Origin of the sequence: Pseudomonas sp. Root329, assembly GCF_001424925.1 — a bacterium.
Taxonomy (GTDB): Bacteria; Pseudomonadota; Gammaproteobacteria; order Pseudomonadales; family Pseudomonadaceae; genus Aquipseudomonas; species Aquipseudomonas arabinosi.
In genome coordinates this window covers 13,495-26,041 of sequence record NZ_LMCV01000019.1, presented here as the reverse complement: position 1 = coordinate 26,041, position 12,547 = coordinate 13,495, and the positions used below count along the sequence as shown (strand labels likewise).

Genomic DNA, 12,547 nt, shown 5'->3' with positions numbered 1-12,547 from the left:
CATGCGTTTTGCCGTTCTCGGCAGCGGTAGCCAAGGGAACGGCACGCTGATAGCCAGCGCTGACACGTATGTGCTGGTGGATTGTGGTTTCTCCCTGCGGGAAACCGAAAAACGCCTGCTGCGCCTGGGTGTGAACCCTGCGCAGCTGAGCGCGATACTCGTGACCCACGAACATGCCGACCACGTGCATGGCGTGGGTTTACTGTCTCGGCGCTACAATCTGCCTGTCTACCTCAGTCGCGGTACCCTGCGCGGGATGCGCAAACCAATTGAACCGGCTGGCCTTCTGGCCGGCGGCGAGCAACTGCAGATCGGCGCACTGAGCATCGGCGTCATTGCCGTGGCCCATGATGCACAGGAGCCGACGCAATACGTCTTCAGTGACGGTGAGCGGCGTTTTGGCCTGTTGACCGACCTGGGCTCGTATTGCAACAAGGTGCTGGACGGCTATCGGGACCTCGATGCGTTGATGATCGAGTCCAACCATTGCCGTGACATGCTGGCTCGCGGTCACTACCCGTACTTTCTCAAGCAGCGGGTAGGCGGTGAACTGGGGCATTTGAACAACCATCAGGCGGCATTCCTGGTGTCCGAGTTGGGCTGGCAAGGCCTGCAACACCTGGTCCTGGCCCATCTGAGCAGCAAGAACAACCTGCCGCAGCTGGCCCGGCAATGTTTTGTCGACACCCTCGGGTGCGACCCGGACTGGCTGCAACTGGCCGATCAAGATTCAGGGCTCGACTGGCGACACATCGCCTAGCCCACCTACTTAGCAAGCGGAGCCCATCATGGAAAAACGTGAAGAACTCTACCGCGGCAAAGCCAAATCGGTTTTCAAGACCGACGACGCTGACCGCTTGATCCTGCTGTTTCGCAACGACACTTCGGCGTTCGACGGCAAGCGCATCGAGCAGCTCGACCGCAAAGGCATGGTGAACAACAAGTTCAACGCCTTCATCATGCAGAAACTCGAAGCAGCCGGCGTGCCGACTCAATTCGACAAACTGCTGGGCGACAATGAATGCCTGGTGAAAAAACTCGACATGATCCCGGTCGAGTGCGTCGTGCGTAACTACGCCGCCGGCAGCCTGGTCAAGCGCCTGGGCGTCGAAGAAGGCATGAAGCTCAACCCTTACACCTTCGAACTGTTCCTGAAGGACGACGCCAAGGGCGACCCGTTCATCAACGAATCCCACGTCGTGGCCTTCGGTTGGGGCACCGCCGAGCAACTGGTTCGCATGAAAGAACTGTCGCTCAAGGTCAACGAAGTCCTGAGCAAACTGTTCGACGACGCCGGCCTGCTGCTGGTCGACTTCAAACTGGAATTCGGTGTGTTCTCCGACGGCTCCATCGTCCTGGGCGACGAATTCAGCCCGGACGGCTGCCGTCTGTGGGACAAAGCCACCGGCAAGAAAATGGACAAGGACCGCTTCCGTCAGGGCCTCGGTGACGTCATCGAAGCCTACGAAGAAGTCGCCAATCGTCTGGGCGTACCGCTTTAATCGACGCAAGCATCTGATAGCACGGAAAAATTTCGCTTAGGGGGTTCGCTTCCGGCAAAAGTGTTGTTATGATGCGCGCCGTTGGAGAGATGCCAGAGTGGCCGAATGGGACGGATTCGAAATCCGTTGTACCTTCACCGGTACCTAGGGTTCGAATCCCTATCTCTCCGCCATTATTGAATAAGACTAAGCCCCTGAAATGGTTAAACATTTCAGGGGCTTTTTCGTTTCTGGTATTTCGTTCAGGTCGCTCTTTGCTAACGAACCTGAACTCTCGCCTGGATCACCCACAGTCCCAGCAACGTCAGAACAGCAAAGCCCCCTCCCATCAAGAAAGTGCCCTGGAAGCCTACCGTGTCCCACAACGCCCCAGCGATGACGCTGGCCAGCAGCAAGGTCAACCCGGTCAACAGATTGAACATGCCAAATGCCGTCCCGCGCAGTTCAGCCGGCGCGCAATCGGCGATCAGGGCGGCGAATATCCCTTGGGTAAACCCCATGTGCAGCCCCCATAGAACGACGCCAACGACCAGGCCTCCGATATCCGGCGCGAACGCCAGAGTCAGGTCGGCAGCAATCAGCAATACCAGCCCTGCGCCGAGCACCGCTACGCGGCTGACACGATCAGACAAGGCCCCGGCGGGATAGGCTGACAGTGAGTACGCCACCCCCATCAGGACAAGCACCGCTGGTGCCCACATCGGCGCCAGCCCGACAGCCTGACCGCGCAGAATCAGAAAGGCTTCGCTGAAACGCGCCAGGGTGAATACCGCAGCGACACCCACTACCCACCAGTAGCCAGCACCCAGTCGGGCTAATTCCCGCCGGCTCAAAGGCGCACGCACCCGGTGCGTCCCTTCCACTTGTTTGGGCTCATGAACGAACACCAGCAGCACCGCGACGGCAAGGAAGGCCGGGATGACGGCCACCCAGAACACAGTCTGAAAGTGGTTCGCGGTTAGCCACATCAATCCGATCGCCAGCAACGGTCCCAGGAATGCACCCACGGTATCCAGAGTTTGCCGCAGGCCGAAAGCTGCCCCCCGTATCTCGGGCGGCGTGATGTCGGCGACCAACGCATCGCGCGGGGCGCCGCGAATACCTTTGCCAATGCGGTCGATAAAACGCGCCCCGATCAGCCAGTCCAGCGAGCCCGCCAAAGGAAAGATCGGTTTGGACAGTGCCCCCAGTCCATAGCCCAGCGCCGCGAGCAGTTTGCGCTTGCCCAATCGATCGCTGAGTGCCCCGGAGAATACCTTGGTGATCGAGGCCGTAGCCTCGGCTATGCCTTCGATGAGACCCACCGCCAGAACGGAGGTACCCAGTACGGTGACCATATAGAGCGGCAACAATGCATGGATCATCTCTGAGGAGATGTCCATCAGCATCGAGACGAAGCCCAATGCCCAGATGCCGCCAGGCATGGTGCGCCAGACATTGCCGGTTGACGCCTTCTCGATTGGCGCAGTAGTCGAAGTGCCACCCGACTTGTCAGTGGTTTTCATCATGAGCCTCGAAAGCCTGTTTGGCGTAGACATCTAATAGCGCCTCGCACCCCTGCAGCCGTGTTGCCGCTACCTCCGCCAACATACGCTGTATCAACGAGTGATTTCGATCAAACAGTTACGCAATGTCCCTGGCTTTCGGTGTAACCCTGGTCATTAGCTATCATGCAATACAGGGCAAATCACCGGATGACGGGGGAGTGCATGAACAGATGGCGACGGATTTGGGTGTTTGTGAAACTGGTGGCAGCATTTTCAGCCTGCCTGGCCGTTGCTGTTCAGGCTTTTAGCTACATGCTGGAAAGTCCCGACGCAGAGCAGATGCACCCTTTGAGCATTGTGGTTGTCGGACTGATCTTTGGCTTCATCACCTATGGAATCCTTTCACTGATTGAAAGGGCTGTGCGGGTTTTCCTACCCCATCCTGACTCAGTCACCACCACGGTAGCGGCTCAACCTCAAACAGAACTTGAGGAAGATGCCGTGCTGATGGAAGAACAGCCTTTGGTCCTGTCAGCTGACGATTCAACTCAGCAGAAAAATCAGTGAACAGTCTGTATGGCATGGATGACTGGGCGATCGCCAAAGGCTCGAATCAGAGTTTTTGCGTCGGAACAGACAGCATCGCAGCGTAAGAAAAATATGCATCTTCAAGGGAAAAGTTACTCGGCGCAGTCACCCAATTTACCGCCCCCCGAATCCATTGGTCGTCCCGCAATTCAAGTCTATATCTGCGAAACATCCCCTGACATTGAAAGACCCTGCCTCAAAAAGACCTCATCTACTCTGGTTTCGCAGGTCACTGATCTGCCGTCATCAGCAATCGCAAGGAGCGAGCAATGTATTTTGAGATTTACAGGCAAACCCGTGGCATCGCACAGACCGGCAAAGGTCAATGGCGGTGGCGTTTGAGGGCGGGAAATCATGAAACGATTGCCAGCGGGGAGGCTTACGTCAACAAGTCTGATTGTGTGCATGCCATCAGTTTGATTCAAGGGACCCACGATCAGACCCCGGTCAAGGAAATCTAGGCTTCAGGCGGTGAAGCTGCTCGGTCAGAGCAGCTTCGTTTCAACGGGCGGTCTTACGGTTGTGAGTGCCGCTGCCTGAATCCGAATTAAGCGCAAACTGCTTGAGTCGCATAGACGCCGATTGCGACACCTACCTAAACTGTCATCAGATTTGGGAGCGGGGTCAGTGGATGAATCGTAACGAACTACGCAAGGCCGACATCAACCTGATGGTGGTGTTTGAAACGCTGATGCTCGAACGTAACGTCACCCGGGTGGCGGAAAAGTTGTTTCTCGGTCAGCCGACCATCAGTTCGGCACTCAATCGCTTGCGCACGATGTTCAACGACCCGCTGTTCATTCGTGTCGGGCATCGTATGGAGCCGACGGCGCGGGCCGAGGAGATTATTCTGCACCTGTCGCCAGCGCTGGATTCGTTGTCGGTGGCGTTGAGCCTGACCCATGATTTCGACCCCGCCAGCAGTACCATGACCTTTCGTATCGGGCTGTCGGACGATGTCGAGTTTGGCCTGCTGCCGCCGTTGCTGCGTGCCTTGCGCCAGGAAGCACCCAAGGTGGTGTTCGTGGTGCAGCATGTCGATTACTGGCGGATTCCGGATTTGCTGGCGTCGGGCGACATCACGGTGGGTATCAGCCAGACTCGCGGGCTGCCGGCCAACGCCAAGCGCAAGTTATTGCGGCACATCCTGCCCAGCATTTTGCGCGCCGACGCATCGGATACACCGTTGACGCTCGATGAATATTGCGCGCGACCGCACGTGCTGGTTTCCCACACTGCCAATGTCAGTGGTTACGCCGATGAGTGGCTAGCGGAGATTGGTCGTACGCGCCAAGTCGTCCTTTCCGTGCCGCAATACAGCTCGCTACCGGCCTTGCTAGCCGGGACCGATCTGATCGCCAGTCTGCCGGATTACGCCGCCGAAGCGATGGCCGCGTCCGGCCAGCTGTTCAAAGAACCGTTCCCGTTCAAGGCGCCGACCCTGGATCTGTCCATGGTCTGGCTCAGTCATGTCGATACGGACCCCGCCGAGCGCTGGTTGAGGTCGAGGCTGGAGGCGTTCATGAGTGAACGCGCGCTTTTACCGCCCGAGTGAGTAGGGCGATGCTGTGTTATATGTACGACCTTTCTGCCCACTTTCAGGAGCTCAGTCATGCCTCACCTGCACATGGAATACACCGCCAACCTGCCGGAGCTCAATGCCGACGTGGCGTTGATTCGGCTTAATAATGCGTTGGTGGCTTCCGGTCAGTTTGCTGCCGAATACGACATCAAGAGCCGAGCGGTTAAGGTTGAGACGTTCAAGGTCGGCACGGTGTCGGGTGAGCGAGCTTTTGTGCATGTGAAACTGGCACTGTTGAGCGGTCGCTCACCGCAGATCAAGCAGCAGTTGTCCGAAAGTTTGCTGGCTGTGGTGCAGGAGCTGTGTGATTGGCCGACGGACATTGACGTCCAACTGGCCGTGGAAATCCTCGACATCGATCGAGAGTCCTACACCAAGATAGCCATCAGCCACTGAGATTCAGGCCATTTCCTGCTCGGTGCAGGCCTTGACCACTTGCTCGCGCAGCCAGGTGTTGGCGCTGTCCTGATCGGCATTCTGGCTCCACTGCATGTCGAGGCTGAACCCCGGCAAGCCGTTGGGCGCTTCGCAGTGATTGAAGATCGCGTCATTGGCCAGCAATTGCTGGATACGCCGAGGCAGGGTCAGGATGAAGTCGGTGCCGGTGATCATCTTCAGTGCCGCGCTGTAGCTGTTGGAACGCGCGACGATCTGCCGTTTTTGCGCCTGCTGCGCCAGCCAGCCGTCGACCATGTTGGTGGTGGAAGTCCAGGGTGTCGGGAACACGTGCCGGCGTTCAACGAAGGCTTGCAGGCTTAAACGCGGCTCCGGCGGTGTGGCGCGTTTATCGAAGACACAGACAAGGTCGTCCTCCAGCAGCATCCGGGATTTGAAATCACCGTGATTGCGATGAAAGTTCGGGCCGAAGCAAATCACCAGGTCGAGGCTGCCGTCGCGTAGCTCTTCGGCCGGGATGTCGGTTTCAAACTTGTGCATGTTGACCATCACTGGCAGGTCGGCGAAATCGAAGCTTTTCAACAGACGCGGCAGGATCAACTGCTCGAAGTATTCCGGTGCGCAGATATTGAAGGTGACTGGTTGCAGGGTGGGGTCGAATGCTGGCGCACCGGCGTGACACAGATTGATGCTTTCGAGGATCTTCAGCACGTGGGCGTACATGGTGCTGGCTTTGTAGGTGGGGCGCATACCCGCACGGGTATTGATGAACAGTTCGTCTTCGAAGCTGGTGCGCAGCTTTTTCAGGCAGTAACTCACGGTGGACTGGCTGACGCAGAGCGCCTCGGATACACCGCTGACGCTGCTTTGCTCATACACGGCAATAAACACCATGAGGTCCTGCATATCGAGCTTTCTAAGCAAGTTACTGTTCAACATCCGTTCCGTCTCGCTGTGCTCCTTGCGCTGACTGTGCGCAAACTTGTGCGAGTGATCCTAACGGAACGATGGTGCCAGGAGAATGCCTTGTAGGAGTTTTCATGGAAAGTTGTGGGGCAGTTCCAGAGGCCTTTAGCCCTGAACGGCTGCAGGCTCCCCGCGGCGGCTGGACATCAGCAGTGCCCATATGCCGACTCCCACCAGCAGCGCGCCGATGATTTCCAGTGGCAGTGGCGACTGACGTAACCAGAACCAGTGGAACAATGTGAGGAACAGCGTGCTCAGGTAAATGTAGGAAATGACCGAGGAAGGGGCGATAACGCCGATGGCCCGATGCAGCAGCCAGAAGGTCGCCAGCGTGGCGAACACCGCCAGGTAAATCAGCCACCAGAAATCGCTCACGGTCAGCAATGACGCCGATCGCCATCCGCCGCTGAACCCACAGAATGCCAGCAGAAACAGCGCGCCGAACAGCATGTTCCAGAAAGTCATGCCCACCGGGCCGCGACCCTTGAGGCTGCTGGCTTTGAGCCGTTGACTCAGGGGCGAGTAGAGCGCCATCGCCAGGCAACCGACGCCATACACCGCCACCGCATACGGCGATGGCAGCTCACCAGGGCCTGCGCCTTTCAAAACCAGCAACACGGCCCCGGCAGCGGCAATCAGCATCGGCAGCACCCGCTGTTTCAGGTTGCTGTCGGGCATCAATACGGCTTCGAACAGCAATGTCAGCAGTGGCACCAAGGTGAACATCGTTCCGGTATTGACGGCCGAGGTGTAGCGCAGTGCTTCGAACAGCGAGCCGAAATACACCGCCAGCAACAAGCCGAGCGCGGCATGGCCGAACAGTCCGCGGGCGGTCATGGCGGTATCGCCCTTGAACAGCAGCAGCGGCAAAAATACCAGGGCGCAGAACAGCAGGCGCAAACCGGTCAGCAGGATCGGGTCGATGGCCTGACTGACCTGTGCTGCCGCAGAAAACGATGCAGCGATCAACAGTGCCCAGAGCAGCATGCCGACGTGAGCGGCGGCGAAACCGGTGTGTTTCATGAGGTGGGTTCCTGGGTCAGCGAATGTGTTGGGCGTAATGCCGCGGATCGAAGCGTAAGACCATCAGGATCATCAGTGCCATAACGCCGGTCAGTGACCACCAGGCCCATTCGAAGCTGCCGAGCTGATCGCGGATCAACCCGGCAATCAACGGCGAGAGACCGGCGATCAGGTAGCCGATGCCTTGCACGAACGCGGTCAGGCCACCGGCACGCTGGGGATTGTCCAGATGATCCAGGGACACGATCAGACTCATCGGGAACAGCCCGCCGATGCCGAGCCCCAACAGGCAGGGCCACAACAGGCTCAAGTGTTGCGGGCTGAGAACAAGCCCGCAGAAACCGGCCATGATCAACGCCAGCAACACCACCAGCACCACGCGCCGGTCACGGCTGCGGTTGGCGATGGCCGGTGTCAGCAGGCCGGACAACACTTCCATGGCGGTCAAGAAACCCAGCAGCAACCCGGCATTTTGTTCGCTCCAACCCTTTTCCACATAGTACGGCGCCAGCCAGGCCAGCACGCAGGTGTAGGACGCCGTGCCCAGGCCGAAGAAGATGGCGAGTAACCAGGCGCGGGAATTACCAAAGAAGGAGCCATTTCGCTGCGCCTGAGCAGGCTGCGCCGGCAGCCTTTCACGTTGCACGCACCAAAACAGCAACGCTACCAGCGCCAGCGCCGCCCAGATCGCCAGGCCTACGCGCCAGCTGCCGGTACGGATCATCACCAGCGGTGCAAACGACGCCGCAATCGCTGCGCCGCCCATGATCGATGTGACGTAGAGCCCCATGCACACGGAAACGTTGTCGCTGAAGCGGGATTTGATCAGCGCCGGCATCAACGCCTGGATCAGCGCGATACCGATACCCGCCAGCACGGCGCTGAGGATCAGTTCGGCCGCTGAATCGAGGAACAACCGCGACACCGTGGCCACGCCGATGATCAGCAGCGAGAGCACCACGGTGCGTTGTTCGCCGATTCGTTGGCTGACGCTCAGCCCAAAGAACATCGCCAACCCCATCGCCATCACTGGCAGCATGGTCAACAGCGAGGCCAGGCTGAAACTCAGTGTTATGTCGCCGCGAATCGCCGACAGCAAAGGACCAACGGCGGCCATGGAAGGCCGCAGGTTCAGGGCGACAAGAATGATGCTGAACATCAGCCAGAGGGCGGGGCGAGAGGTTGCGCGAACGTTTTCCATCTATCGGACCTTGAATGACAAGGAGCCGATTAGGCGCGCGAGGCCTGAGGGCCGCAAATCAGAAAGTCCGAAGCAGTATTTAGAAATTAAATAACACCCCGTACTCCCTGTAGCAGCTGCCGAAGGCTGCGTTCGGCTGCGAAGCAGACGTTAAAACAGCCAATGCGGTATGGCAGGTTAATCCGGTGGCAGAATTTGCGCCTGCTTCGCAGCCGAACGCAGCCTTCGGCAGCTGCTACAAGTACCGTGGTGCTGCTCAATTGTTTAGCCAACCTGCAACCAAAGTTCTTCAAATCACGATTTAACGACTTAACCTCCCGTGTGACGCTGCGGGTCATCTGTTCTCTGCGGTTTTATCTATGGACGGTTGTCCCGTCGCACTTCCCTCCGAATTAGCCTTTTGGGCGCTGTGGCACTGCCGTCACGCGCGCCCACCGGATTCCTGCATTCCTCGTTGATTGTTCTTACAGGTCCCGCGCAATGCGCCGGGATCAAAGCGGCGACGCCTGTGCGTTTGCCTGACGCGGAAATAAGAGAATTCCCATGAGTGTTGCCACGACATCTTTCGCCTCCAAGCAAGAAGCCCTGACCTTTCTGGAACAGAATCCGGATATCGAGATGTTCGAGTTGTTCATCCTCGACAACAACGGTGTACCTCGGGGCAAGTTGCTGCACCGCGATGAACTGCTGGCGGTGTACGAAAGCGGGCGGCCATTGCCGAGCACCATTCTTGGTCTGACCATCAACGGTGATGACGTGGAAAACTCCGGCCTGGTCTGGGACGTTGGCGATATCGACTGCCGGGCGTACCCGATCAGCGGCAGTTTGACGCGCATGCCCTGGCGGCTGATTCCTACGGCGGCGGTGCAGGTCAGCATGCACCCGAAGGAGGGCATGCCCGCGACGATTGCCGATCCACGGCATCTGCTGGCGAAAGTCATCGAGGGCTTGCAGGCCGACGGTTATTACCCGGTGATGGCGGCGGAGCTGGAGTTCTACCTGTTGGATCAGCAGCGCGACAGCAACGGTCGGCCGCAACCGGCGCGAGATGTCGATGGCGGGCGGCCGCGAGGGACTCAGGTCTACGGCTTGCGTGAACTGGAGCAGATCGAACCGTTTCTGGCCGATCTCTACAGTGCCTGCAAACTCCAGGGCATTCCGGCGCGCACGGCGATTTCCGAATACGCGCCGGGACAAGTGGAAATTACCCTCGAACACCGCACCGACGCCTTGCAGGCGATGGACGAAGCGGTGCGCTACAAACGGCTGGTCAAAGGCGTGGCCCACAAACACGGGATGACGGCGTGTTTCATGGCCAAACCATTCGATGACCTGGCGGGCACTGGCATGCACATGCACGTCAGCCTGGCGGACCAGGAGGGCAATAACCTGTTCGCCAGCGAAGCCCCGGACGGCACACCACTGCTCAAGCAGGCGGTCGGCGGGATGCTCAGTACGCTGCTCGATTCATTGCTGCTGTTCTGTCCGAACGCCAACTCTTACCGTCGCTTCCAGACCAACAGCTATGCGCCGCTGGCACCCACGTGGGGCGTGGACAACCGCACCGTGAGTTTGCGCGTGCCCGGCGGGCCGGCATTTTCCCGGCATATCGAACACCGCATCTGTGGCGCCGACGCCAACCCGTATCTGGCGGCTGCGGCGATTCTGGCCGGGATCCATCGCGGTATTCGCGAACAACTCGATCCTGGCGCGCCGGTGGAGGGCAATGGCTACGCCCAGGCCACGGAACTGTTGCCGACTGACTGGCTGACCACGTTGCGGGCACTGGAAGGTTCAAGCTGGGCTCGGGAAGCGTTCGGCGGTGAGTTCCTCGGCGTGTACCTGGCGGTAAAACGTGCCGAGTATCGACAGTTCATGGGCGAAGTCGGCGAGCAGGACTGGCGTTGGTATTTGAATCAAGCCTGAACAGAACCTGAATCATTCTCAAATAAGTGAACCGTTTTTGCCTCGAACCAGAAGCCAACTAATCGTTGGCTTCTTTTTCACAAAAAATTGATGGTTGGCAGCTTAAACTTAGTGATGTTACGGCCAATGAAATTTTCACATTTGGCGAAGGCACTTTTATTCAGGAACAGCCGATCATCATGTTGAAGATTAAAGCCGTGCGCCCCGAGTGGGTGACACTGATTGCCAGTGCCTTTCTATTGGCAGGGTTCAATTTAGTTCTGTGGCAACACCTGTTTGAAATCACGACCTCTGACGGTCAAGGCATCGTCATGCGTGTGGCATTCGGGGCGATGATCGTTGCTGCATTCAACATTGTGCTGACCCTGCTGGCGTTCCGGCCGCTAATGAAGCCCGTTTTGACGCTGATCTTTATGGTCAGTGCCAGCGTAGCGTACTTCATGGCTCAATATGGCGTGCTGATTGACACCGGCATGCTGCGTAACTTTGCGCAAACTAATGCGACAGAAGTGCGTGACTTGCTGTCGTTGAAGTTGCTTGTTTATATCCTTCTGTTGGGTGTCTTGCCATCGTTGTTATTGTGGCGGACCCCGGTTAATTACCGTCGCTGGCACCGTGAACTGTTAAGTAAAGCACTGGTATGTGTTGCGTCGGTTGCCGTGATCGGTGGCGTTGCACTGATTAACTATCAGGGCCTGTCTTCGTTGTTTCGCAATCATCATGAATTGCGCCTGATGGTCGTGCCAAGCAACTACATCGGTGCCTCTTTCGGCTTTCTGCGTGAGCAGGTCGCGTCTGCGCAGCAGCCCTTCGTCAAACTGGGTGAAGATGCCCAGCGAAATCCCGCCTGGCAAACCCATGAGCGCAAATCCCTGACCGTGCTGGTGGTGGGCGAAAGTGCCCGGGCCGAGAACTTCGGCGTCCTGGGGTATGACCGTGACACCACACCCAAACTGAGTAAAGAGGCCGGCCTGATCGCGTTCACCGACGTGCATTCCTGCGGGACGGAAACAGCGGTGTCGGTGCCGTGCATGTTCTCCGACATGGGTCGCAAGGATTACAACGCCAGCAAGGCAAAGAATCAGGAAGGCCTGCTGGACGTGCTCAAACGCGCGGGTCTCGACGTGATCTGGCGCGATAACCAATCGGGCTGCAAAGGTACTTGCGATAGGGTTACCGTCGACGACGTCAGTAACCTGAAAGACCCGGTACTGTGCGCCGATAGTGAGTGCCGCGATGAAATCCTGTTGCAGGGTTTGCAGCACTTCATCGATACCCTGGATAAAGACACGGTACTGGTATTGCACCAGATGGGCAGTCACGGTCCGGAATACTTCAAGCGCTACCCGAAAGAATACGAGCGCTTCACCCCGGTTTGTGAAAGTAACGCCCTGAACAATTGCAGTCGCGAAAGTATCGTCAATGGCTACGACAACACCCTGGTGTACACCGACCACGTGCTGTCCACCCTGATCGATTTGTTGCGCAAAAATCAGGACAAAGTCGACACCGCGATGCTCTATTTGTCGGACCACGGCGAATCCTTGGGCGAGTACAACTTGTTCCTGCATGGCACGCCTTACATGCTGGCACCGGAACAACAAAAGCATGTCGCGATGTTGGCCTGGTTTTCCGACAGCTATCAAAAGTCGTTCTTGGTGGACGCCAATTGCCTGCAACTGAGTCGCAACAAGCCCTTGAGCCAGGACAACCTGTTCCATTCGATGCTCGGTCTGCTGGAGGTCCAGAGCAAGGTGTACAAGCAGAGTCTGGATATGTTTGCTGGATGTCGTGGTGCGGTGAACGACGGCGTATTGGCCACAGAGTGAGTACCTCAACCTTTTTTCATGTCCCGGCCGCTAACGTGCGGCCGGCA

Annotated in this window: 12 protein-coding genes and 1 tRNA gene; 9 read left to right on the top strand and 4 right to left on the bottom strand. The window is 57.9% G+C overall.

Going from position 1 to position 12,547, the window contains the following annotated elements; all coding sequences use genetic code 11:
- Nucleotide 1: 1 nt before the first annotated feature.
- The 3 genes from ASC74_RS16700 (at nt 2) to ASC74_RS16690 (ending at nt 1,675) form a co-directional block, all read left to right on the top strand.
- Nucleotides 2-760: an MBL fold metallo-hydrolase gene (locus tag ASC74_RS16700; RefSeq protein WP_008153089.1), complete on the top strand. Its 759-nt coding sequence runs from the start codon at nt 2-4 to the stop codon at nt 758-760.
- Between the two features lie 28 nt (nt 761-788).
- Nucleotides 789-1,502, top strand: coding sequence for a phosphoribosylaminoimidazolesuccinocarboxamide synthase (purC, locus tag ASC74_RS16695; protein WP_008034929.1), 714 nt, complete (start codon nt 789-791; stop codon nt 1,500-1,502).
- 83 nt (nt 1,503-1,585) lie between these two features.
- Nucleotides 1,586-1,675, top strand: a tRNA-Ser gene (locus ASC74_RS16690).
- Between the two features lie 84 nt (nt 1,676-1,759).
- Here the strand turns inward: ASC74_RS16690 and ASC74_RS16685 are convergent.
- Nucleotides 1,760-3,007 (bottom strand): MFS transporter, encoded by a 1,248-nt coding sequence (locus ASC74_RS16685; protein WP_056742548.1) that lies wholly within the window; start codon nt 3,005-3,007, stop codon nt 1,760-1,762.
- 204 nt (nt 3,008-3,211) lie between these two features.
- Here ASC74_RS16685 and ASC74_RS16680 point away from each other — a divergent pair, with 204 nt between their 5' ends.
- The 4 genes from ASC74_RS16680 (at nt 3,212) to ASC74_RS16665 (ending at nt 5,555) form a co-directional block, all read left to right on the top strand.
- Nucleotides 3,212-3,556 (top strand): hypothetical protein, encoded by a 345-nt coding sequence (locus ASC74_RS16680; protein WP_056742606.1) that lies wholly within the window; start codon nt 3,212-3,214, stop codon nt 3,554-3,556.
- 290 nt (nt 3,557-3,846) lie between these two features.
- Nucleotides 3,847-4,038, top strand: a complete 192-nt coding sequence (locus ASC74_RS16675) for a YegP family protein (protein WP_056742545.1) — start codon at nt 3,847-3,849, stop codon at nt 4,036-4,038.
- Nucleotides 4,039-4,208: 170 nt separating this feature from the next.
- Complete coding sequence (locus ASC74_RS16670) at nt 4,209-5,132, top strand: LysR family transcriptional regulator (protein WP_056742543.1); 924 nt, start codon at nt 4,209-4,211, stop codon at nt 5,130-5,132.
- A 57-nt stretch (nt 5,133-5,189) separates the two neighbouring features.
- Nucleotides 5,190-5,555 (top strand): 5-carboxymethyl-2-hydroxymuconate Delta-isomerase, encoded by a 366-nt coding sequence (locus ASC74_RS16665; RefSeq protein ID WP_056742541.1) that lies wholly within the window; start codon nt 5,190-5,192, stop codon nt 5,553-5,555.
- 3 nt (nt 5,556-5,558) lie between these two features.
- On the opposite strand, the gene ASC74_RS16660 is transcribed toward ASC74_RS16665, so the two are convergent.
- From ASC74_RS16660 to ASC74_RS16650, 3 genes are all read right to left on the bottom strand, one after another.
- The gene (locus tag ASC74_RS16660) at nt 5,559-6,494 is read right to left on the bottom strand and encodes a LysR family transcriptional regulator (RefSeq protein WP_046046111.1); all 936 of its coding nucleotides are present in this window, start codon (nt 6,492-6,494) and stop codon (nt 5,559-5,561) included.
- 132 nt (nt 6,495-6,626) lie between these two features.
- Nucleotides 6,627-7,544, bottom strand: a complete 918-nt coding sequence (locus tag ASC74_RS16655) for a DMT family transporter (protein WP_056742539.1) — start codon at nt 7,542-7,544, stop codon at nt 6,627-6,629.
- Between the two features lie 16 nt (nt 7,545-7,560).
- Nucleotides 7,561-8,745 (bottom strand): cyanate transporter, encoded by a 1,185-nt coding sequence (locus ASC74_RS16650; RefSeq protein ID WP_056742537.1) that lies wholly within the window; start codon nt 8,743-8,745, stop codon nt 7,561-7,563.
- 543 nt (nt 8,746-9,288) lie between these two features.
- Here ASC74_RS16650 and ASC74_RS16645 point away from each other — a divergent pair.
- Both ASC74_RS16645 and ASC74_RS16640 read left to right on the top strand, forming a co-directional pair.
- Nucleotides 9,289-10,671 carry a glutamine synthetase family protein gene (locus tag ASC74_RS16645; RefSeq protein WP_056742535.1) on the top strand — a complete coding sequence of 461 codons (1,383 nt, stop codon included), beginning with the start codon at nt 9,289-9,291 and terminating at the stop codon, nt 10,669-10,671.
- Between the two features lie 179 nt (nt 10,672-10,850).
- Complete coding sequence (locus tag ASC74_RS16640; RefSeq protein WP_056742533.1) at nt 10,851-12,500, top strand: phosphoethanolamine transferase; 1,650 nt, start codon at nt 10,851-10,853, stop codon at nt 12,498-12,500.
- The last annotated feature ends 47 nt before the right edge of the window (nt 12,501-12,547 follow it).

Bases quoted from the DNA above. Each gene is read 5' to 3' on its own strand.
- ASC74_RS16650 (WP_056742537.1), bottom strand. From the start codon at position 8,745: ATGGAAAACGTTCGCGCAACCTCTCGCCCCGCCCTCTGGCTGATGTTC.
- ASC74_RS16665 (WP_056742541.1), top strand. From the start codon at position 5,190: ATGCCTCACCTGCACATGGAATACACCGCCAACCTGCCGGAGCTCAAT.
- ASC74_RS16645 (WP_056742535.1), top strand. From the start codon at position 9,289: ATGAGTGTTGCCACGACATCTTTCGCCTCCAAGCAAGAAGCCCTGACC.
- ASC74_RS16700 (WP_008153089.1), top strand. From the start codon at position 2: ATGCGTTTTGCCGTTCTCGGCAGCGGTAGCCAAGGGAACGGCACGCTG.
- ASC74_RS16655 (WP_056742539.1), bottom strand. From the start codon at position 7,544: ATGAAACACACCGGTTTCGCCGCCGCTCACGTCGGCATGCTGCTCTGG.
- ASC74_RS16680 (WP_056742606.1), top strand. From the start codon at position 3,212: ATGAACAGATGGCGACGGATTTGGGTGTTTGTGAAACTGGTGGCAGCA.
- purC (WP_008034929.1), top strand. From the start codon at position 789: ATGGAAAAACGTGAAGAACTCTACCGCGGCAAAGCCAAATCGGTTTTC.
- ASC74_RS16685 (WP_056742548.1), bottom strand. From the start codon at position 3,007: ATGAAAACCACTGACAAGTCGGGTGGCACTTCGACTACTGCGCCAATC.
- ASC74_RS16660 (WP_046046111.1), bottom strand. From the start codon at position 6,494: ATGTTGAACAGTAACTTGCTTAGAAAGCTCGATATGCAGGACCTCATG.
- ASC74_RS16640 (WP_056742533.1), top strand. From the start codon at position 10,851: ATGTTGAAGATTAAAGCCGTGCGCCCCGAGTGGGTGACACTGATTGCC.
- ASC74_RS16675 (WP_056742545.1), top strand. From the start codon at position 3,847: ATGTATTTTGAGATTTACAGGCAAACCCGTGGCATCGCACAGACCGGC.
- ASC74_RS16670 (WP_056742543.1), top strand. From the start codon at position 4,209: ATGAATCGTAACGAACTACGCAAGGCCGACATCAACCTGATGGTGGTG.